At 53.8% G+C, this 20,621-nt stretch carries 25 protein-coding genes and 1 other annotated feature; all 25 genes read right to left on the reverse strand.

Annotated elements, in window-relative coordinates:
* Positions 1-5: 5 nt before the first annotated feature.
* The 25 genes from rpmC to rpmG all read right to left on the reverse strand — a co-directional run bounded on the left by rpmC (position 6) and on the right by rpmG (position 20,527).
* A complete protein-coding gene (gene rpmC, locus CO251_RS06520) occupies positions 6-209 on the reverse strand; it encodes a 50S ribosomal protein L29 (RefSeq protein ID WP_103374989.1) in 204 nt (67 codons plus the stop codon).
* Complete coding sequence (gene rplP, locus CO251_RS06525; protein ID WP_103374990.1) at positions 199-633, reverse strand: 50S ribosomal protein L16; 435 nt, start codon at positions 631-633, stop codon at positions 199-201. Before rplP ends, rpmC begins: the two co-directional genes overlap by 11 nt.
* On the reverse strand, positions 634-1,311 hold the full coding sequence (gene rpsC, locus CO251_RS06530) for a 30S ribosomal protein S3 (RefSeq protein WP_103374991.1): 678 nt from the start codon (positions 1,309-1,311) through the stop codon (positions 634-636).
* Positions 1,312-1,320: 9 nt separating this feature from the next.
* Positions 1,321-1,674, reverse strand: coding sequence for a 50S ribosomal protein L22 (gene rplV / locus CO251_RS06535; RefSeq protein ID WP_103375067.1), 354 nt, complete (start codon positions 1,672-1,674; stop codon positions 1,321-1,323).
* Between the two features lie 13 nt (positions 1,675-1,687).
* Positions 1,688-1,972, reverse strand: a complete 285-nt coding sequence (rpsS, locus tag CO251_RS06540; RefSeq protein WP_103374992.1) for a 30S ribosomal protein S19 — start codon at positions 1,970-1,972, stop codon at positions 1,688-1,690.
* Positions 1,973-1,975: 3 nt separating this feature from the next.
* Positions 1,976-2,812 carry a 50S ribosomal protein L2 gene (rplB, locus tag CO251_RS06545; RefSeq protein WP_103374993.1) on the reverse strand — a complete coding sequence of 279 codons (837 nt, stop codon included), beginning with the start codon at positions 2,810-2,812 and terminating at the stop codon, positions 1,976-1,978.
* An 18-nt stretch (positions 2,813-2,830) separates the two neighbouring features.
* Positions 2,831-3,118: a 50S ribosomal protein L23 gene (gene rplW / locus CO251_RS06550; protein ID WP_103374994.1), complete on the reverse strand. Its 288-nt coding sequence runs from the start codon at positions 3,116-3,118 to the stop codon at positions 2,831-2,833.
* Positions 3,115-3,741 (reverse strand): 50S ribosomal protein L4, encoded by a 627-nt coding sequence (gene rplD / locus CO251_RS06555; protein WP_103374995.1) that lies wholly within the window; start codon positions 3,739-3,741, stop codon positions 3,115-3,117. The genes rplW and rplD overlap by 4 nt, the downstream gene beginning before the upstream one ends.
* A 3-nt stretch (positions 3,742-3,744) precedes the next feature.
* Positions 3,745-4,395 (reverse strand): 50S ribosomal protein L3, encoded by a 651-nt coding sequence (gene rplC / locus CO251_RS06560; RefSeq protein ID WP_103374996.1) that lies wholly within the window; start codon positions 4,393-4,395, stop codon positions 3,745-3,747.
* Between the two features lie 13 nt (positions 4,396-4,408).
* Entirely contained in the window at positions 4,409-4,717 is a 309-nt protein-coding gene (gene rpsJ, locus CO251_RS06565; RefSeq protein ID WP_103374997.1) for a 30S ribosomal protein S10, read from the reverse strand.
* A gap of 16 nt (positions 4,718-4,733) precedes the next feature.
* Positions 4,734-5,936: an elongation factor Tu gene (gene tuf / locus CO251_RS06570; RefSeq protein WP_103374998.1), complete on the reverse strand. Its 1,203-nt coding sequence runs from the start codon at positions 5,934-5,936 to the stop codon at positions 4,734-4,736.
* A 44-nt stretch (positions 5,937-5,980) separates the two neighbouring features.
* On the reverse strand, positions 5,981-8,056 hold the full coding sequence (gene fusA / locus CO251_RS06575; protein WP_103374999.1) for an elongation factor G: 2,076 nt from the start codon (positions 8,054-8,056) through the stop codon (positions 5,981-5,983).
* A 51-nt stretch (positions 8,057-8,107) separates the two neighbouring features.
* Entirely contained in the window at positions 8,108-8,578 is a 471-nt protein-coding gene (gene rpsG / locus CO251_RS06580) for a 30S ribosomal protein S7 (RefSeq protein WP_103375000.1), read from the reverse strand.
* Between the two features lie 31 nt (positions 8,579-8,609).
* Positions 8,610-8,996, reverse strand: coding sequence for a 30S ribosomal protein S12 (gene rpsL, locus CO251_RS06585; RefSeq protein ID WP_103375001.1), 387 nt, complete (start codon positions 8,994-8,996; stop codon positions 8,610-8,612).
* Between the two features lie 31 nt (positions 8,997-9,027).
* Complete coding sequence (locus CO251_RS06590) at positions 9,028-9,285, reverse strand: ribosomal L7Ae/L30e/S12e/Gadd45 family protein (RefSeq protein WP_103375002.1); 258 nt, start codon at positions 9,283-9,285, stop codon at positions 9,028-9,030.
* A 100-nt stretch (positions 9,286-9,385) separates the two neighbouring features.
* A complete protein-coding gene (gene rpoC / locus CO251_RS06595; protein WP_103375003.1) occupies positions 9,386-12,859 on the reverse strand; it encodes a DNA-directed RNA polymerase subunit beta' in 3,474 nt (1,157 codons plus the stop codon).
* Between the two features lie 20 nt (positions 12,860-12,879).
* On the reverse strand, positions 12,880-16,518 hold the full coding sequence (gene rpoB / locus CO251_RS06600) for a DNA-directed RNA polymerase subunit beta (RefSeq protein WP_103375004.1): 3,639 nt from the start codon (positions 16,516-16,518) through the stop codon (positions 12,880-12,882).
* A 190-nt stretch (positions 16,519-16,708) separates the two neighbouring features.
* Positions 16,709-17,095, reverse strand: coding sequence for a 50S ribosomal protein L7/L12 (rplL, locus tag CO251_RS06605; protein WP_103375005.1), 387 nt, complete (start codon positions 17,093-17,095; stop codon positions 16,709-16,711).
* Between the two features lie 30 nt (positions 17,096-17,125).
* On the reverse strand, positions 17,126-17,647 hold the full coding sequence (rplJ, locus tag CO251_RS06610) for a 50S ribosomal protein L10 (RefSeq protein WP_103375006.1): 522 nt from the start codon (positions 17,645-17,647) through the stop codon (positions 17,126-17,128).
* A 12-nt stretch (positions 17,648-17,659) separates the two neighbouring features.
* Positions 17,660-17,790 (reverse strand) — a sequence feature (ribosomal protein L10 leader region).
* Between the two features lie 42 nt (positions 17,791-17,832).
* Positions 17,833-18,102, reverse strand: coding sequence for a hypothetical protein (locus tag CO251_RS06615; protein ID WP_146039004.1), 270 nt, complete (start codon positions 18,100-18,102; stop codon positions 17,833-17,835).
* Between the two features lie 237 nt (positions 18,103-18,339).
* Positions 18,340-19,038, reverse strand: coding sequence for a 50S ribosomal protein L1 (rplA, locus tag CO251_RS06620; protein ID WP_103375008.1), 699 nt, complete (start codon positions 19,036-19,038; stop codon positions 18,340-18,342).
* Positions 19,039-19,086: 48 nt separating this feature from the next.
* Positions 19,087-19,512 (reverse strand): 50S ribosomal protein L11, encoded by a 426-nt coding sequence (gene rplK / locus CO251_RS06625; protein WP_103375009.1) that lies wholly within the window; start codon positions 19,510-19,512, stop codon positions 19,087-19,089.
* Positions 19,513-19,528: 16 nt separating this feature from the next.
* Entirely contained in the window at positions 19,529-20,059 is a 531-nt protein-coding gene (gene nusG, locus CO251_RS06630) for a transcription termination/antitermination protein NusG (RefSeq protein ID WP_103375010.1), read from the reverse strand.
* A 72-nt stretch (positions 20,060-20,131) separates the two neighbouring features.
* A complete protein-coding gene (secE, locus tag CO251_RS06635; protein ID WP_242968362.1) occupies positions 20,132-20,350 on the reverse strand; it encodes a preprotein translocase subunit SecE in 219 nt (72 codons plus the stop codon).
* A 27-nt stretch (positions 20,351-20,377) separates the two neighbouring features.
* Complete coding sequence (gene rpmG / locus CO251_RS06640) at positions 20,378-20,527, reverse strand: 50S ribosomal protein L33 (RefSeq protein ID WP_103375012.1); 150 nt, start codon at positions 20,525-20,527, stop codon at positions 20,378-20,380.
* Between the last annotated feature and the right edge of the window lie 94 nt (positions 20,528-20,621).

Consider the following 20,621-nt stretch of genomic DNA (forward strand, 5'->3'; position numbering starts at 1 on the left):
TCCTCCTAATCCGCGTCGCGCGAAACCTGACGCTCGTGCATAATCGTGTGAACTCGCGCGATGTCCTTGCGCACTTGGCGCACCCGCATCGGGTTCTCAAGCTGGGCCGTGGCCAGTTGGAACCGCAGCCGGAACAGCTCTTCCTTGAGGGCCCGCAGTTTCCCAGCCAATTCATCTTGGCTTAGCTCCCGAATTTCTTTAGGCTTCATGCGCACTCTCCCCTGACTCCTCGCGTTTTACGAACCGCGTTCTAATGGGCAACTTGTGAGCGGCAAGACGCATGGCCTCACGCGCCACATCCTCCGGTACCCCGGCCAGTTCGAACATAATGCGTTGGGGCTTAACGACCGCTACCCAGAACTCTACGTTTCCTTTTCCACTACCCTGACGGGTCTCGGCGGGCTTCTTGGTCACGGGCTTGTCAGGAAAAATGGTGATCCATACCTGACCGCCACGTCGGATATACCGCGTCAAGGCGACACGCGCGGCCTCAATTTGCCGGTCCGTAATCCATGCAGGCTCAAGAGCCTGCAGCCCATACTCGCCGAACACCACCTTGTTACCGCGATGCGCTTCCCCTTTCATGCGGCCACGGTGCATCTTGCGATACTTGGTCCGTTTTGGCTGCAGCAATTAGTGCACCCCCTCTGAGACTGCCGCGACGCGCTTTTTGGCAGCTGGCAAGACTTGCCCCTTGAAAATCCATACTTTAACCCCAATGATTCCGTAGGTGGTATGGGCTTCAGCGAAACCATAGTCAATATCTGCACGCAGGGTGTGAAGAGGAATCGAGCCTTCCCACGTCCATTCCCGCCGAGCGATTTCGGCACCGCCGAGACGTCCGCTGACCATAATTTTGATTCCCTTAACACCATTTTGACGCATAGAGCGCGTCAACGACTGCTTCATAGCCCTTTTGAACGCAATACGGCGCTCCAATTGACTGGCCACATTTTCCGCAACCAATTGTGCGTCGGCGTCGGGCGCCTTGACCTCTAAAATATTGAGATTGACGCTCTTGCCACTTAGCTGCTCTAACTCTTTGCGCAATGATTCCACGCCCACACCGCCCTTACCAATCACCATACCTGGCTTGCCGGTGTGCACCGTGACCTTCAGCTTGTTCGCTGCCCCGCGCTCAATTTCTACGCGGGAAATGCCTGCCGCGTGGTGGCGCTTTTTAACATAGCGCCGGATGGCCAAATCTTCCCCAAGTAGCTGGGGTGTATCCTTTTTAGACCCGAACCAGCGTGAATCCCAGTCCTTAACAATGCCGAGACGCAAGCCTTTCGGGTGTACTTTTTGCCCCATAATCTCCTCCTAGCTGTTATGCCTGGGTCTCAGCACAACCGATATATGACTCGTGCGCTTCAGGATTGAAAATGCCTGCCCCCGACTCCTGGGGTGTATCCGCTTCAGCGTTGGTCCCCCATCTACCCATACTGCGTGCACGTAAAGATCGTCCGGGGCCATGTCGAAGTTGTGCTGGGCGTTAGCCACTGCGCTCTTAAGTAGCTTCGCAATCACCGACGATGCCCGCTTGGGTGTGTGCCGCAGAATTGCTTCGGCATCGCCCACGTTTTTCCCTCGTATCAAGTCCACAACAATGCGCACTTTGCGGGGTGAGATGCGGACATGGCGCACATGAGCCCGAGCTTCCGCTACGTCTGCCATCATTGCCATCCCCCTATTTCAGAGCTGTAGACCGCTCGGCTTTGTCTCCATGTCCCTTAAAGGTGCGGGTCGGAGCAAATTCACCAAGCTTGTGGCCAACCATCTCTTCTGTAATGTAAATCGGTACGTGTCTACGCCCATCGTGAATGCCAATCGTGTGTCCCACCATGTCGGGAATAATGGTACTGGCGCGCGCCCACGTCTTCAGGACTCGCTTCTCATTCTTTTCGTTCATGGCTTCGATTTTTTTTAGCAGTTTGGCATCGACGTACGGGCCCTTCTTTGTCGAACGACTCATACTCTACCTCCCTAGATTCCGCCGGCGTACAATGAGCCGGTCTGATGCCTTATGACGCTTCCGGGTTTTCTTACCCATTGCCACTTTGCCCCACGGAGTCATCGGGTGCTTGTGTCCGATCGGTGCTTTACCCTCACCACCACCGTGCGGATGGTCGACCGGGTTCATAACACTACCACGAACCGTTGGGCGCCAGCCCTTCCAGCGGTTCCGGCCCGCCTTCCCGATTCGGATGTTCTCGTGCTCGACATTGCCGACCTGTCCAATGGTGGCCCGGCAGCTTACCGGAACACGCCGCAACTCCCCTGATGGCAACCGCAGCAAAGCGTATTTGCCTTCTTTTGCAGCCAGTTGGGCTGAAACACCGGCGGAACGCGCTAACTGGGCTCCTTTGCCGGGAATCAATTCCACATTGTGCACAATCGTACCAACAGGAATGTCCTGCAGCTGCAAAGCATTGCCAGGCTTGATGTCCGCGTGGGGACCGGCCACTACGGTATCTCCGACCTTCAAACCCACAGGCGCCAAAATATAGGCAAGACTTCCATCTTCGTACTTCAATAAGGCGATGCGAGCCGTACGAAACGGATCGTATTCAATCGACATGACTTCCGCAGGCATATTTTCTTTGGTCCGCTTAAAGTCAATCTTCCGATACACTCGTTTGTGACCGCCGCCGCGGTGCCGGGTCGTAATACGCCCATAATTGTTGCGACCCGCCTTGCGGGGACGACCTTCGGTTAACGACTTCTCAGGACGCGTTTTCGTGATTTCGTCAAAAGACGCCACCGTCATGTGCCGCACGCCCGGAGAGGTCGGTTTCATCTTGCGTACTGCCAAGGTCCTGCCTCCTTAATGTTACACACCCTCGAAAATGTCGATCGTGTCACCTGGCGCGAGCGTGACGATGGCCTTTTTACGGCGCGTCGTGTGCCCAACCACGTTGCCTCGGCGTTTTTCCTTGCTAGGACGCCATAAGGTGTTCACTTTCGTGACGTGCACTTTGAAAATTTCCTCAATCGCATAACGAATTTCCACCTTGTTGGCGGATGGTGCCACCTCAAACGTGTACTTGTTTTGGGCCATCCGGTCCGTAGCCGCCTCAGTCACGAGAGGCCGCAATACAATATCGTAGGCTGTCTTCACTTGGTGAACACCTCCTCTACGCGCGCAATGGCGTCTTCATCCAACACAATGCGGTGGTACCGCAACAAACTGTAGGCATCTAGGCTGTCCGTCGTGACGGTGTGCACGTTTTTAAAGTTCCGCGCTGATGCCTTAAAGTTTTCATCCGGCCTTGCGGTCACAAACAAGACGTTGGTGCCTAATTCTAGCGCACGCAGCAATTCCGCCACTTGCTTAGTCCGGCGTTCCGGCAATGTCAGTTTGTTGACAACCTTTAGCTCCGCAGCATCCAACTTTGCGCTCAGGGCTTGGCGAATGGCCGCGCGCCGCATTTTTCGGGGGAACTTTAACGAGTAATCCCGGGGGTGCGGTCCAAATGTTACGCCACCGTGCCGCCATAACGGCGAGCGCGTGGTCCCTGCACGGGCCCGTCCTGTTCCTTTTTGACGCCAAGGCTTCTTACCGCCCCCGCGAACATCCGAACGCCGCTTGGTGTCGGCCGAACCCGCCCGCCGATTGGCCTGCAAGGCCACAATGGCTTGGTGCAATAACGAATGGTTCACAGGGACTGCGAAGACCGCCTCAGCCAGTTCACGCTGACCTACAACCTGCCCGTTTAAATCATAGACATTAACGGTCGGCATGCCTTACACCGCCCCTTTCTGGTTTCGCACTGAATCTCGAATCATGACCAATGACCCCTTCGGCCCAGGTACGGCGCCTTGGATCAAGATCAGGTTACGGTCCGCATCCACACGCTGCACGCGCAAACGCAAAGTCGTCACCCGCTTATGCCCCATGCGGCCTGGAAGTTTACGGCCGGGATGAACCCGCCCTCCGCCACCAGAAGTCCGTGCTCCTAACGACCCGACTCGGCGATGATACTTAGACCCATGGGTGGTGGGTCCGCGGTGGAATCCCCACCGTTTAATAACGCCCGCAAACCCTTTTCCCTTACTCGTGCCGATGACGTCCACAATATCTCCGGCTGCGAACGCATCCTCCACCTTGTGAAGGGTTCCGGGCTCCAAGTCTAAGGCTCCCGGCAAGCGGAATTCCCGTAGATACCGCACGGGCTCAATGCCGAGCTTCTCGAAGTCTTTTCGCTGCGGCTGCGCCACTTTGCGGGCCGCAATCGCACCCACACCCAGCTGGACGGCATCATAGCCTTCTTTAGCTGCGGTGCGCCTGCGGACCACACGGTTGGGTTCCGCCAAAACGACGGTTACAGGCACTGCACGACCTTCGTCATCAAAGACTTGAGTCATGCCGAGCTTTATGCCAATGATCCCTTTCATAACATCCTCCCGCCTAAAGCTTAATCTCGATGTCTACTCCGGCTGGGAGATCCAGACGCATGAGCGCATTGACAGTCTTTTGACTGGGATCCATGATGTCGATTAAACGTTTATGGATCCGCCGCTCAAACTGCTCACGTATATCTTTCTCTCCGTTCGGCGCGGTTAAGACGGTATACACTTTTTTCTCGGTCGGCAACGGAACCGGACCGGATACGGCGGCGCCGTTGCGCCGGGCCGTATCCACAATCTTCGCCGCTGACTGGTCCAAGACCTCGTAATCAAAGGCCTTGAGCCGAATCCGTATCTTCTGCTGGGCCACTGTCCGTCCCCCTTGCTTATAATAAAATCTGGGTTACAACACCAGCGCCCACTGTGCGGCCGCCTTCACGAATTGCAAAGCGCAGACCGTCTTCCATAGCGATTGGTGCAATAAGCTCGACTTCCATCTGAATGTTGTCACCGGGCATGACCATTTCCACACCTTCTGGAAGTTGGACCACACCTGTTACGTCTGTCGTGCGGAAGTAAAACTGGGGGCGGTAGCCGTTAAAGAACGGGGTGTGCCGACCACCTTCTTCCTTCGAAAGGACATAGACCTCAGCTTTGTATTTGGTGTGGGGGTGAATGCTCCCGGGCTTGGCGAGAACCTGACCCCGCTCGACTTCTTCTTTGTCAACACCACGGAGCAAGCAACCGATGTTGTCTCCGGCCACCGCCTGGTCCAACACCTTGCGGAACATTTCAACCCCTGTGACTACCGTCTTCTTGGCGGTTGGAACAAGACCCACAATCTCGACTTCTTCTCCCACTTTGACCGTGCCGCGCTCGACACGACCGGTCACGACGGTACCACGTCCGGTAATGGACATGGTGTCCTCAACGGGCATCAAGAACGGCCTGTTAACATCACGCTCGGGGGTCGGGATGTAGTCGTCAACCGCATCCATCAAGTCCCAAATCTTACCGCACCACTCGCAGTCCCGCTTTCCACAACCGCACTCCAAGGCCTTAAGGGCAGAGCCCGCCACGACCGGAATGTCGTCTCCAGGAAATTCGTAGCTGCTGAGCAATTCACGAACTTCGATCTCGACTAGCTCCATCAGTTCAGGGTCGTCCACCATGTCGGCCTTGTTCAAGAAGACGACAATGCTGGGCACGCCCACCTGACGAGCAAGCAAAATGTGTTCACGGGTTTGCGGCATCGGACCGTCAGCAGCAGACACCACCAAAATCGCACCGTCCATCTGCGCAGCACCGGTAATCATGTTTTTAACGTAGTCGGCGTGTCCAGGGCAATCGACGTGCGCATAGTGGCGGTTGTCGGTTTCATACTCAACGTGCGCGGTGGCAATGGTGATTCCACGTTCGCGCTCTTCGGGAGCTCCGTCAATCTGATCATAGGCCGTGTACTGCGCTTGGCCCTTGGTGGACAACACCCGTGTGATGGCCGCGGTGAGGGTCGTCTTACCGTGGTCAACGTGTCCAATCGTTCCGACATTAACGTGGGGCTTGGTGCGTTCATATTTCTTCTTGGCCATTGATAAATCCTCCTCATTGACAGTGTGTTTAGGGTTGGCAAAGACTAGTGTTTTGCCTTAATGACCTGTTCGGTCACATGGCGGGGTGCCTCATCGTAGTGCGAGAACTGCATGGTAAATGTGCCGCGCCCTTGCGTACGCGACCGAATATCCGTCGCGTAACCAAACATTTCGGCTAGAGGCACCATGCCGCGAATGGCTTGGGCGCCGCCGGGACGGGGGTCCATGCCTTCAATACGACCACGCCGGGAGTTGAGATCTCCTATGACATCACCCATATACTCATCGGGCACAACAACCTCAACAGCCATGATGGGTTCTAGCAATACGGGATTGGCTTTTTGTGCGGCGGCCTTAAATCCCATGGATCCAGCAATCTTAAACGCCATTTCACTGGAGTCCACTTCGTGGTAAGAGCCGTCAAATAGTGTAACACGAACATCTAGAACCGGGTATCCTGCTAACACCCCGGAACTTGTGGCCTCCCGCACCCCAGCTTCAACGGCCGGGATATACTCGCGCGGAACCACACCGCCCACGATCTTGTTAACGAATTCAATGCCCTGACCGGGTTCCAGCGGTTCAACGCGTAGCCACACGTGTCCGTACTGTCCGCGCCCACCACTTTGGCGGATGAATTTTCCTTCCGCCTCGACAGCCTTACGCAAGGTTTCACGGTAGGCAACCTGCGGCTTACCGACATCCGCCTGCACCTTGAATTCACGAAGCAACCGGTCCACAATAATTTCCAGATGCAGTTCACCCATGCCGGCGATAATGGTTTGCCCGGTTTCAGGGTCCGTGAACATCCGGAACGTGGGATCTTCCTCCGCTAGCTTCGACAACGCTGTTCCCATTTTATCTTGGTCGGCTTTCGTCTTAGGTTCAATCGCAACCGAAATCACAGGCTCCGGGAAGACCATCGTTTCCAGCAAAATGGGATTTTGCTCATCCGTTAAGGTATCCCCTGTCGTTGTGTCCTTAAGCCCCACAGCCGCCGCAATATCGCCGGCATACACGGTGTCGAGCTCCTCACGGTGATTGGCATGCATCTGCAAAATACGACCAATGCGTTCACGACGGCCCTTGGTCACATTGTAGACGTATGAACCGGAGGACAATGTCCCCGAGTATACCCGGAAGAAGGCAAGCTTTCCTACAAAGGGGTCGGTCATGATTTTAAACGCTAATGCCGAGAAAGGCGCCGAATCGGACACTTCGCGATAAATCTCTTCGCCTGTCGCCGGATCATGGCCTCTTACGGAACCCACGTCAAGCGGCGACGGAAGGTAATCCACAACCGCGTCCAACAATGGCTGAACGCCTTTGTTGCGGTAGGACGATCCGCAAAGCACCGGAACCAATTGATTGCTTAAGGTGCCCTTCCGCAAGGCTGCGCGAATCTCGTCTTCGGTCAACTCTTCGCCTTCCAAATACTTTTCCATCAAAGCATCGTCCATGTCGGCCGCGGCTTCGAGCAAAATTTGGCGATGCTCCAAGCAAACCGCTTCTAATTCTTCCGGGATGTCCATGTATTCGCCGGTGGTCCCGAGTTCGTCTTCGTAGAGGTAGGCTTTCATTTTCAGAAGGTCGACAATCCCACGAAACTGGTCTTCGGCGCCCCATGGCCATTGAATGGCTACCGGGTTGGCTCCTAAACGGGTCCGAATTTGATTAATGGTATTCTGAAAATCGGCCCCAATGATGTCCATTTTGTTGACATAAGCAATACGGGGCACTTGATACTTATCGGCTTGCCGCCATACCGTCTCCGATTGCGGTTCAACCCCGCCCTTCGCGTCAAAAACGGCGATTGCGCCATCTAGAACGCGTAAGGAGCGCTCCACTTCAACTGTAAAGTCCACGTGGCCGGGCGTGTCGATAATGTTGATACGGTGATTACGCCAGGCAGCCGTTGTCGCGGCCGACGTGATGGTGATGCCCCGCTCTTGCTCTTGGACCATCCAGTCCATTGTTGCCGTGCCTTCGTGAACTTCCCCAATTTTGTGAGTACGGCCCGTGTAGAATAAAATACGCTCGGTGGTTGTCGTCTTACCGGCGTCAATATGGGCCATAATCCCGATGTTTCGGGTACGTTCCAAGGGAAACGATCGAGCCATGACTGCGAAACTCCCTTCTTACCTTCCTGCTTTCCAGTCCCCGGAAGCAATTTACCAACGGTAGTGCGCGAAGGCCTTGTTGGCATCCGCCATACGGTGCATTTCGTCGCGCCTTTTCACAGCGCCCCCCGCGTTATTCGCGGCATCAAGAATTTCATTGGCGAGACGCTCTTCCATAGTGCGTTCTTGCCGGTTACGCGCATACTGTACAAGCCACCGAATCGATAAAGAGAGCCGTCGTTGCGGCCGCACTTCGATGGGAACCTGATAGGTTGCGCCACCGACCCGGCGGGGCCGAACTTCCAGAAGCGGCGTCGTGTTTTTCACAGCCGCGTCAAAAACTTCCATGGCATCTTTTCCGCTCTTTTCGGCCACAATATCAAGGGCTCGGTAGACAATGCGTTCTGCAAGGTTCTTCTTTCCATCGAGCATGACCTTGTTCGTCAGTGCTGCAACGAGCGGACTATTATAGACCGCGTCGGGAGTGATTTGCCGTACTCCCGCTGCTCCACGCCTTGGCAATGCGTTACCTCCTTCTTACTTCACAGATACCCTACTTTTTACCTGCAGGTTGATTTTTCTTGGCGCCGTATTTCGACCGCCCCTGCGCGCGCTTTTGCACACCACCAGCATCAAGCGTTCCCCGCACGACGTGGTAGCGCACCCCTGGTAGGTCACGCACACGACCGCCCCGCACAAGGACAACCGAGTGTTCTTGCAGGTTGTGACCAATGCCGGGGATATAAGCCGTGACTTCTTCTCCATTGGTTAAACGAACACGTGCCACCTTACGCAATGCCGAGTTAGGTTTTTTAGGCGTCACGGTCTTGACGCTGATGCATACGCCCCGCTTCTGTGGATTCCCACGCAACGCGGGTGCCGTTGATTTCTTTGTGGTTTTCTTGCGTCCATGTCGAATCAATTGGTTAATTGTCGGCACTACCTTGACCCCCCTTTCACCGGGGCAGCTATCAGGCTCGCTCCGGTATTAGTGCCGCACAAGCAGCACCTACTTCAATTCCGCACAATCGGCCGAGTTCATCCATAGAATCCACGTAGTCAATCGGAATGCTGCGGTTTTGGCTTTGAGTCGCGATGTCCTCAATGACCCGGGCTTCAGCGTCTTTAGCTATGTAGACGTGAAGCGCTGTTCCATGGGTAATTTTCTTCAAAGTCTCCCGCATACCGACAACCCGGCGCCGATTGTCTCGCAGCGCGTCGATATCCATTGGTCTGGCCTCCCGGCGGTTACAGGCTTAGACACACTAGGGTATTTTATCACTGGAAAAGAGGCGTGTCAATTGACACGCCTCTTTTTGGCTGGTGATGCTACTTGATGAGCTCATTCTCGAGGTGCTCGGTTTCGGTACCTTCGGGGCCCTCAATCACCACATTGCGGTACCGAGACATTCCTGTCCCTGCTGGAATAAGCTTGCCGATAATCACGTTCTCTTTAAGACCCAATAGCGGATCGCGTTTGGCTTTAATCGACGCTTCCGTTAACACGCGTGTTGTTTCTTGGAAGGACGCGGCCGATAGGAACGAGTCGGTCGCTAAGGACGCCTTCGTAATTCCCAGCACCACGGGTTTTGCGACCGCAGGAGTTCCCCCACGCATCAACACTTCCGCATTTTGGTCCTCAAAATCAAACCGGTCAACCAAAGCGCCTGGCAACAAATCGGTGTCGCCGGCTTCTTCGATCTTCACCTTGCGCATCATCTGGCGGACCATGACCTCAATATGCTTGTCATTGATATCCACCCCTTGCAGCCGGTAAACCCTCTGCACCTCTTGGAGCAAGTAGTTTTGCACACCCCGAAGCCCTAGGACCCGGAGCAAATCATGGGGATTGACCGAGCCCTCGGTCAGCTCGTCACCCGCCTCAATACGGTCTCCATCATGCACGCGGATGCGTGATCCAAAGGGCACCACATACGTTTGGGCGTCATTTTGGTCATCGTTGACGACCGTAATCTCGCGCCGGCCTTTGTTCTCCCCAATCTTAACCACGCCGCCCGCTTCCGCGATGATGGCTTGACCTTTAGGCTTACGCGCCTCAAAAAGTTCTTCGACACGCGGCAGACCCTGGGTAATGTCATCTCCAGCCACACCACCCATGTGGAATGTCCGCATCGTGAGCTGAGTGCCCGGCTCGCCAATGCTCTGCGCTGCGATGATTCCCACCGCCTCACCCACTTCAACAATACCGCCTCTGGCGAGGTTGCGACCATAGCATGCCACGCAGACCCCAAAGCGTGATTGGCACGTCTGCACGGAGCGTACGCGAACTTCTTTGATTCCCGCGTCCACGATCGCTTGCGCAACGTCTTCCATAATAATTTCGTTGGCTTTGATCAACAGTTCACCGGTTTCGGGATGATACACATCTTCGGGCACGACCCGCCCAACAAGTCGGTCGTAGAGACCCTCGATGGTTTGGCCGCCATCTTTGATCTCAGAGACCAAGGTCCCCTGAGTGGTGCCACAATCCATCTCCCGAACAATCACATCTTGGGCCACGTCGACTAGACGCCGTGTTAAGTAACCCGAGTCTGCTGTCCGCAACGCCGTATCCGCAAGCCCTTTTCGAGCTCCGTGCGTCGACGTGAAATATTCGAGCACCGTCAAGCCTTCACGGAAATTAGCCCGGATTGGGAGCTCAATGATCCGCCCGGAAGGGTCAGCCATTAGACCCCGCATTCCGGCGAGCTGCGAAATCTGTTGCACATTACCACGGGCTCCAGAAGTGGCCATCATATACACGGAGTTATTCTTGTCAAGAGTCTCCATCAGGGCCTGGGTGACACGCTCTTTGGCTCGGGTCCAGATCCCAATGACGCGCTCATAACGCTCGTCGGCAGTAATGAGTCCCCGCCGATACTGGCGCGTGACTTGAACGACTTCGTCTTCGGCTTCCTTCAATATTTCCTTCTTTGCATCCGGTATCACGATGTCCGAGACCGCAATGGTCACGCCCGCGCGGGTCGCGAAATTAAAGCCCAGTGCCTTAATCCGGTCCAAGGTTTCCGCCGTCACGTCGTTTCCATAGGTACGAAACAAATTGGCCACGATGGTCGCTAGCGCTTTACGGCCTACGGTTTGGTCGATAAACCGCAACCCCTCCGGTAACGCGTTGTTGAAGAGGAACCGCCCTAAGGTTGACGTCCGTTTTTCGCCATCATACCGCATGGTGATTCGGGCATGTAAGTCTAGGAGCCCTTGCGAATAGGCCATTTCCCCTTCAGAAAGGTCTGCCAAGATCATGCCTTCGCCCTTAGCATTCTCCTTATCCATCGTCAGGTAGTACGATCCGAGCACCATGTCTTGGGTCGGCGTCACCACGGGTTGCCCATCTTTCGGGTTGAGAATATTTTGGGTCGATAACATGAGCACCCGCGCTTCAGACTGAGCCTCGGCGGACAAGGGGACATGCACAGCCATCTGGTCACCATCAAAGTCCGCATTATACGCGGTACAGACCAAGGGATGAATTTGAATGGCGCGCCCTTCAACTAAGACGGGTTCAAAGGCTTGAATCCCAAGGCGGTGCAAGGTTGGGGCGCGGTTTAGGAGCACCGGATGCTCACGAATAACATCTTCGAGCACATCCCACACTTCCGGCCGCACACGCTCCACCATGCGTTTCGCCGACTTGATGTTATGGGCGTAGCCTTCGTTCACCAGCTTTTTCATCACAAACGGCTTGAAGAGTTCTAACGCCATTTCCTTGGGAAGCCCACATTGGTGCATTTTGAGTTTGGGCCCTACCACAATAACCGAGCGGCCTGAATAGTCAACGCGTTTTCCGAGCAAATTCTGGCGAAATCGTCCTTGCTTTCCTTTAAGCATATCCGACAGAGATTTTAGGGGCCGATTACCCGGGCCCGTAACCGGACGTCCACGGCGGCCGTTGTCAATCAGTGCATCGACCGCCTCTTGGAGCATGCGCTTTTCATTGCGCACAATAATATCCGGTGCTCCGAGATCTAACAGCCTCTTTAACCGGTTGTTGCGATTGATCACCCGGCGATAGAGGTCGTTCAAGTCAGAGGTGGCAAACCGTCCTCCATCAAGCTGCACCATGGGGCGCAAATCTGGCGGGATGACCGGAATGACGTCCAAAATCATCCAGTCTGGCCGATTGCCGGATTGCCGGAATGCTTCCACCACTTCGAGACGGCGAATCGCCCGAATACGGCGTTGTCCCGATGAGCTGTTCAACTCGCCGCGCAGCTCCTGGGACAGGTCCTCGAGGTCCAGTTCCGCCAACAATTCCTTGACCGCTTCCGCTCCCATGCCCGCACGGAAATGGGCACCATATTTCTCCCGGTACTCCCGGTACTCTGACTCGACCAGCAATTGCTTTTTCATCAGCGGCGTTGTGCCTGGCTCGATTACCACGTAGGCCGCGAAGTATAAGACCTTCTCCAACGCACGCGGCGACATGTCGAGAATCAAGCCCATCCGAGAGGGAATCCCCTTAAAGTACCAAATGTGGGACACAGGGGCCGCTAACTCAATGTGCCCCATACGTTCCCGCCGCACCTTGGAACGTGTCACTTCTACACCGCAACGGTCACACACCACGCCTTTGTAACGGACGCGCTTGTATTTTCCGCAGTGACACTCCCAGTCCTTGGTGGGTCCAAAGATTTTCTCACAGAACAGCCCTTCACGTTCCGGTTTCAACGTCCGGTAGTTAATCGTTTCGGGCTTTTTCACTTCGCCTTTAGACCATTCCCGGATTTGCTCAGGAGATGCCAAGGCAATGCGCATCGAATCAAAGTGGTTTACATCTAACATCGAGTTGGATCCCTCCCGGTCTAGTAATCCTCGCCGTCTGTATCGCCCTCATCATCCGGGTCTACGCCATCCTCGTCGAGACCCTCATCGAACTCGGAATCCTCTGATCCTTTGCGCAAGATGGCGTAGGCATTTTCGGCTTGCTCATCAAAGTTCATGCCGCGCCCTGGCGCAAACTCTTCAGGCCGCCCACCTTCTGCATCTTCCATCAGACGGTGCAGCTCTTGCCCTTCGACATCATCTATGGCTTCAGGCAGAAGGTCAAAGGTGCGCTGATCCCCAGGCTCGTCATCCAACTCTCGCATTTCGATTTCTTCGTCGTTCTCGTTGAGAATCTTGACGTCCAATCCTAGACTTTGCAGTTCTTTAATCAGCACTTTGAAGGATTCCGGCACGCCAGGTTCTGGCACGTTCTCGCCTTTGACAATGGCTTCGTAGGTTTTGACACGCCCCACGACATCGTCAGACTTCACTGTCAGAAGCTCCTGGAGTGTGTAGGCCGCGCCATACGCTTCTAAGGCCCACACTTCCATTTCTCCAAAGCGCTGTCCACCGAATTGCGCCTTTCCGCCCAGAGGCTGCTGCGTCACCAGCGAGTAAGGGCCCGTAGACCGCGCGTGGATTTTGTCGTCGACTAAGTGGGCCAACTTCAGCATATAAACCACACCCACGGTGACCTCGTTATCAAAGCGTTCACCCGTGCGGCCATCATACAACGGCGTCTTGCCTGAGGCTGGCAAATGAGCGTCTGCGAACATACGCTGCAAGTCTTCTTCGCGCGCTCCATCAAAGACCGGCGTCGCCACTTTCATTCCTAGAGCCCGCGCGGCCCATCCCAAGTGAGTTTCCAAAACCTGCCCAATGTTCATACGGCTAGGCACCCCTAGGGGGTTCAAGACAATTTCCACAGGAGTTCCATCGGGCAAGAACGGCATGTCTTCTTCGGGCAAAATCCGGGAAATGACCCCTTTGTTCCCATGCCGCCCAGCCATTTTGTCGCCTTCCGATATTTTGCGTTTTTGGGCGATGTAGACTTGCACCAACTGATTAACGCCGGGTGAGAGTTCGTCCCCTTGGTCACGAGTAAATACCTTGACATCCACCACGATGCCCGATTCTCCATGCGGCACGCGTAACGATGTATCGCGCACTTCGCGTGCCTTTTCCCCGAAAATTGCCCGTAGCAGGCGTTCTTCAGCGGTGAGTTCCGTTTCCCCTTTCGGCGTCACCTTGCCAACTAAGACGTCGCCGGGCCGAACTTCCGCCCCAATTCGAATAATCCCGCGGTCGTCCAAGTCCTTGAGAACCTCTTCTCCCACGTTGGGAATATCCCGCGTAATCTCCTCAGGCCCCAATTTCGTATCGCGGGCATCGCATTCATATTCTTCAATATGAATGGATGTAAACACATCATTCTTTACCAGCTTTTCGCTTAGCAGAATCGCGTCTTCGTAGTTGTATCCTTCCCATGGCATAAAGGCCACCACCACGTTACGTCCCAAAGCCAACTCGCCTTTATCCGTCGAAGGACCATCTGCAATGATCTCCCCTGCCGACACGCGCTGCCCTTTGCGCACAATGGGCTTTTGATTGATACAAGTGCCCTGGTTAGACCGCGTAAACTTCAAAAGCTTATACGTGGAAACGGTGTGGTCATCATTTCTCACCGTAATTTGGTCAGCTTGAATTCGGTCGACGACACCGTCTTTCTCACTAATACTGACAACCCCTGAGTCCCTAGCGGCTTTCGCTTCCATCCCCGTGCCCACGACTGGAGAATCCGGCACCAACAACGGCACCGCTTGGCGCTGCATGTTCGCTCCCATCAAGGCACGGTTGGCATCGTCATGTTCAAGAAAGGGAATCAAGGCTGTTGCAATCGAGACCACCTGTTTAGGCGAGACGTCCATGTAGTCGACCCGCTCTGGTGTCTCTTCCAAAATTTCATGACGAGAACGCACCGTCACGCGCGGTGCCACAAAATGACCATCTTCGGTTAAAGGCTCGTTGGCCTGAGCAATAACGGTATCGTCCTCTTCATCTGCCGTCAAATACACAATTTCATCCGTGACGCGGCCTTGTTCCTTATCCACCTTGCGATAAGGCGTTTCAATAAAGCCGTAGGCATTGATGCGAGCAAATGTCGATAATGACCCGATCAACCCAATGTTTGGTCCTTCAGGCGTTTCAATCGGACACATCCGGCCGTAGTGAGAGTGGTGCACATCCCGAACTTCGAACCCAGCACGCTCTCTAGACAATCCCCCCGGGCCCAAAGCAGATAGCCTTCTCTTATGCGTCAACTCCGCCAAAGGATTGGTTTGGTCCATAAACTGCGAGAGCTGTGATGATCCGAAAAACTCCTTGACAGCTGCCACCACAGGACGAATATTGATAAGCGCTTGTGGCGTGATGGATTCAATATCTTGAATCGTCATCCGTTCGCGAACGACCCGCTCCATCCGGCTTAATCCCACACGGAATTGGTTTTGCAAGAGCTCTCCCACAGAACGCAACCGACGATTGCCCAGATGGTCAATATCATCGGTTGAGCCAATCCCCTCAAACAATGTGGTCAGGTAATTAAAACACGCCACAATGTCCTCTCGAGTCACGGTTTTCACGCTAACATCCGGTTGGCCGTTGGACACGACCATCACTTCTTCGCCGTTCGGCAGGCCGACACGAATAGTTTTAACCTGCGCTTCATCCAAGCGGATCGCTTGTTCCCGGTCAATGTGGTCGCCTTCGCGTGCTAAAATTTCTCCGGTTTCGGGGTGGACGATTGTTTCCATGGCGGTCGTCCCAACAATACGCCGTCGCAATGAAAGCTTTTTGTTGAACTTGTAGCGCCCCACGTTGGCTAAGTCATAGCGCTTAGCATCAAAGAACAGCGATTGCAGCAAACTTTGTGCGCTTTCCACCGTCGGCGGCTCACCGGGTCTAAGGCGCTTGTATATCTCAATCAAGGCCTCTTCTTGGGTTTTGGCGGCATCTTTAGACAAGGTGGTCTGAATACGTTCGTCGTCACCCACCGCCTCAATAATTTGCGCATCGGTTCCAAAACCAAGAGCTCGCAATAAAATGGTAGCAGGCAATTTCCGGGTCCGGTCAATTCGCACCGACAACACATCGTTGGAATCTGACTCAAATTCCAGCCATGCCCCTCGGTTCGGTATCATTGTGGCAAAATAAAGCCGTTTGCCGGACGGATCGATCTGCTCGCCAAAATATACCCCCGGGGACCGCACAAGCTGGGAGACAATCACACGCTCCGCACCATTAATAATAAACGTCCCCTTGTCCGTCATCAGGGGGAAGTCGCCCATGAAGACATCCTGCTCTTTGACTTCACCGGTTTCCTTATTGATGAGACGCACACGCACATGCAAAGGAGCAGCATAGGTCACGTCCCGTGCCTTGCATTCCTCGACTGAATATTTTGGGGTCTTCAAATTGTAATCCACAAATTCTAAAATCAGGTTGCCGGTAAAATCCTGGATCGGGGAGATGTCGCGAAACATCTCACGCAAGCCCTCGCGCAAAAACCATTGATAGGAGTTTTGCTGAATTTCGATGAGGTTGGGCATGTCAAGAACTTCGTTGATGCGCGCAAAAGACACCCGCTGCGGGTGCTCGGCTTGGAGAGGATAAGCCATTCACAGTCAGCTCCTTGTTCTGATTTAGGTCCCAAAGGTTGCACGAGTGCTACAGACACGCGCCAACACGGTTGGTATGAATTGGCTTATAAAATATGGCAATTAAAAATAATATCACAAGCCCACCCCTAGGTCAAGGAAAAGTTTTTTCCGACCCAAGGGAGGGCTCCTACACTAGACTTTCAACAAACTATTTAACCTGAGCAGTTGCTCCGGCTTCTTCCAACTTCGCCTTTGCTGCATCGGCATCCGCCTTTGAAATCTTTTCCTTCACCGGCTTCGGCGCTCCGTCCACTAATGCCTTCGCTTCGGTTAGGGACAAGCCTGTCAATTCACGCACAGCCTTGATAACCTGGACCTTCTTGTCACCCGCTGAGGTCAAGATGACGTCAAACTCGGTTTGCTCAGCTTCCTCGGCCGCAGGAGCTGCTGCTCCACCAGCCGCGGGAGCCGCGGCGACCGCAACCGGGGCGGCAGCCGTCACGCCAAACTCTTCTTCCAGCGCCTTCACTAACTGGGATAATTCTAGCACATTCATCTCTTTCACGGATTCAATAATCTCTTCAACCTTGGCCATTAATTTTCCTCCTTAAGTCGCGTGAACGGGTCACGCTTGTTCTTTTTGTTGACGAACTTGGTCAAGAGCTCGGACTAAATTGGTGACGGGCGCATTTAAGACCCAAACCAGCTGTTGAATGGGCGCGTTAAGAGTTCCAACCAACTTGCCAAGGAGCACTTCACGCGTCGGCAGATCGGCCAGTTCCCGAACACTTTGGGCCGACAAGGCGCGTTTGCCCAAAATCCCGGCCTTAATTTCGATCTTGCGGAATTCCCGCGCCGCCTGCGTCATAAGCTTCGCGGCAACGACAGGGTCGTCATGCGCAAAGGCCACGGCTGTAGGACCTTCCAAGTACGGCTCTAGTCCTTCAATACCGACTTCATCCGCAGCTCTCTTAATCAAGGTGTTTTTGATAACCTTGAACGAGACCCCACCTTTGCGAAGACTTTCGCGCAACTGCCCTAACTGCTGCACAGTCAAGCCTCGGTAATTCGCAAGGACCGCCCCCGATGAGGCTTGCAATTCCTCGCGCGTCTCTTCAATGACCTGCGCTTTTTGTGGTGTTGGCACACATTCACCCCCTTAAACAAAAAAATGCCTCCACCCAAGAACGGCAGAGGATCTGTAGACAAAACATATCCAAATTCCTACCTAAGTGGGGTATTAAGCCTGATTAAGGCACCCACTGTCTTGGGTTCGGAGTTTACCCTAACACGAATGGCACAAAAAAGCAACCACATTTTCACCATGCAATCTCAATTACCAAGATCGGGCCCTTGCGGCATTGTCGTGGCCCCAGTCACCACGCTTAGAAGAATAATACCAAACGATACCATCAACAGGCCTCGACCGATATGGTGGAAATGTTCTATTCGGCCTCCGGCCACAATGGCTAAGATAGCCGCTAGAGATACGGCTAATTTGATGAGGTCGCGCACGATCTCTTCTCCACCTTTCTGTTGTGATTGTCGGGCCATCATTTCTAAAACGCGCCTGAGATTATGACGCAATGACTGGAGAGACAAAGTCCGATCCCCAACGGACCGGATCGCCAGCGACAACAAAACAGTTAGGGAGAAAGCCACCCTATTGTAAAACAATATAGCATAAGGATTATGACGAAAGTTGACGAACAAAGTAGCGGTGAAAAAAGTTGTTCTGCTCCCGAAGGGCAAGGTCTTGAAGCGGGCGACGATTCACCCAATACAAAAGGCGCCGACAGCGCCGACGCCTTTTGATTGCGATACACACAACAGTCTTGGTTAGACGGCGCGTTGTGCCGACTGAGGATTTACACGAATTCCAGGTCCCATCGTGGTGGAAATCGTAATCGACTTCAAATAAACCCCTTTAGCTGCAGCCGGGCGCGCTTTATTCAAGGCATCCACCAACACCACAAGATTTTCTTCCAGCTGCTCAGGAGCAAAGCTGACCTTACCAATAGGGGCATGGACAATCCCAGCTTTTTCCGTACGAAACTCGATTTTTCCGGCTTTAATTTCTTTGACCGCATTGGCCACGTCAAATGTCACGGTTCCGGTCTTAGGATTAGGCATCAAGCCCTTGGGGCCCAAGATTTTTCCAAGACGCCCAACCAACGCCATCATATCAGGCGTCGCGACAGCCACATCAAAGTCTGTCCAGCCTGCTTGGACACGCTCCGCTAAGTCCTCGGCCCCCACGACATCCGCGCCGGCTTCTTCGGCCTCTTTAGCTTTGTCCCCTTTTGCAAACACTGCTACCCGTTGTGTTTTGCCGATGCCTTGGGGAAGTACTACCGCACCCCGAACAACCTGATCGGAGTGACGGGGATCAACGCCGAGGCGGATCGCGACTTCCACCGTTTCATCAAATTTAGCGTGAGCCGTTTCTTTCGCCAATTGAATAGCGGTACTGACGTCATATAAACGGCCCTTTTCCACACGGGCAGCGGCCTCTACGTATCGTTTGCCTACACTCATTCTAAACCCTCCTTGTGGTCCAGCGGCTGCATAGCCTCCCACGAAGCTTTAATCAGCAATCTCCACGCCCATACTGCGTGCTGTACCTTCAATCATCCGCATGGCCGCTTCGATCGTCGTCGCATTCAAGTCGGGCATCTTCGTCTCTGCGATTTGTTTGACCTGTTCTCGGGTCAAAGTCCCCACCTTTTTGGTATTAGGGGTTGCTGAACCACTTTCCAGACCGAGCGCCTTTTTAATTAAGACGGCCGCGGGCGGAGTTTTGGTCACAAATGTAAAGGAGCGATCTTCATAAACCGTAATTTCTACGGGAATAATCAGACCAACTTGGCCTTGCGTACGTTCGTTGTAATCCTTGACGAAGGCCATGATATTCACGCCGTGTTGCCCTAAGGCCGGACCAACCGGCGGTGCGGGAGTTGCCTTTCCTGCTGGGATCTGCAGTTTAATGACCGCGGTTACTTTCTTTGGCACAATTTCCCCTCATTTCTTACTCCATTTCAGCCACTTGAGCAAAATCCACTTCAAGCGGGGTTTCTCGACCGAACATCGACACCGTAACGCGCACCTTGCCGCGATCAGCGAAAACCTCTTCGATACGCCCAGAAAAACCTTCAAAGGGCCCTTCAATTACTGTAATCTCCTGGCCCACTGTCAAATTCACTTTGGGCAATTCGGGAACTCCTGACAGGTCGCTGCCCAGGATCATATGCACTTCGTGTTCAAGTAAGGGAATGGGACGCGTGCCCGACCCCACAAATCCGGTTACACCCGGCGTATTGCGCACGACGTACCATGAATCGTCCGTCATGATCATTTCCACCATGACATAGCCCGGAAACACTTTCTTTTTCACGAGCTTTTTTTTGCCATCTTTCACTTCAAGCTCTTCTTCCATGGGAACCATGATCCGAAAGATCTTGTCTCCCATGTTCATGGACTCCACACGCTTTTCTAGGTTAGCTTTCACTTTGTTCTCGTAACCAGAATAGGTGTGTATCACATACCAATTTTTCTCCACTGTACCAGCCGCCTTCCCTCACAAAAAAATGCGCCAAGCCGGCGTCAGGGTAAGGCCTCCAAGGCGCTTGTACTAGCGAACGAAATGGTCCAGCCCCAAATTAAACAGGGCATCAAGCCCCATAATAATCAGCGCGACAAGTAAAGAAAAAGACACTACAAACCCTGTATACGACAAAGTCTGGCGAGGCGTTGGCCACACCACTTTTTTCAATTCTGACCGCACTTCCCGAAGATAGCGGCGAGACCTATCAGTTGTCGATACAGTTGTTTTGCCCTTTGCTTCCATCATTTTCCCCATTTCTGTGAATCCGGAAACCTATCGCGTTTCACGATGAACAGTATGGGTCCGGCACCACCGACAGTATTTGCGGCGCTCCAGCCGATTAGGGTCATTTTTCTTGTTCTTGGTCGTCGTGTAATTGCGTCGTTTGCAATCCGAGCACGCCAAGGTAATAATTGTACGCATGTCGCTTACCTCCCACTCATGCGCAAGGATTTTATCATACCGTGGTTAAGGTGTCAATGACAGAAGAAGTGGCCGCGAGCCGTTAGCCTATTCC

Source organism: Sulfobacillus sp. hq2, from assembly GCF_002903155.1.
In the GTDB taxonomy this organism is placed as follows: Bacteria; Bacillota; Sulfobacillia; order Sulfobacillales; family Sulfobacillaceae; genus Sulfobacillus; species Sulfobacillus thermotolerans.